Source organism: Amedibacillus sp. YH-ame6 (assembly GCF_053848845.1).
The window spans coordinates 1-710 of sequence record NZ_JBSPEZ010000046.1; the positions used below are offsets into that span (position 1 = coordinate 1).

Genomic DNA, 710 nt, shown 5'->3' on the forward strand with positions numbered 1-710 from the left:
GGAGCCCATTTACCATCGTTTCTGAGGTTTTTTCGGTGTGATAAACGGCAATCATAATTCCATAAGAAACAATCATAAAGGTTTGGATAAAGGGACCATGTGAAACATCATTATAAACCGTGTCCATTTCAACGATAGAAGTAGAAGGGTGTTCCTTCTTGTGTTTCTCAAAGCAGTCATAAGTTCTGCCTTTAAGATATGCTTTATCTTCTCGCTTTTTATATTTAACTTGATCTTTTTTCTTCATTTTCCTGCCGACTTTTGAGCGCAAATCTATATTGGCTAATCCAAAAGATTCGAATGCGCCAATTTCAATCCAGTTGTAAATCGTTTTCTCACAATATTTGATTTTTGGGTGGTTTTGCAGAACTACATATACAGACTGTCCGTTTTTGATAGGGTCAACGATAATAGAAGCGATTTCGCTGAGCTCAGAGAATGTAAGATTGATACCTTCTCTTGAATCTATCAAAGTATATTGATATTCCTTTTGAGCTCGTTCTGCGGAATAATACCGTTTTGTGAGTTTGCAAACACTTTTTTGATCACAACCATTGCACACGCCGTTTGTCTTATCTCGTATTTTACAAGCGATAGGTGAACGTTGAACGCATTCACTTTGACAGAAAGAGTTGAATTCACAAACCGCAATGTTCTGGCAATCATAAGTCCCCACAGCAGAGACACCTTGACGAGTAAACTTAACATCA

Annotated in this window: 1 pseudogene; it reads right to left on the bottom strand. The window is 37.5% G+C overall.

The window, feature by feature from the left end:
* A pseudogene (locus tag ACWG0P_RS15900) lies at window positions 1-710 on the bottom strand (IS30 family transposase); the annotation flags it as partial.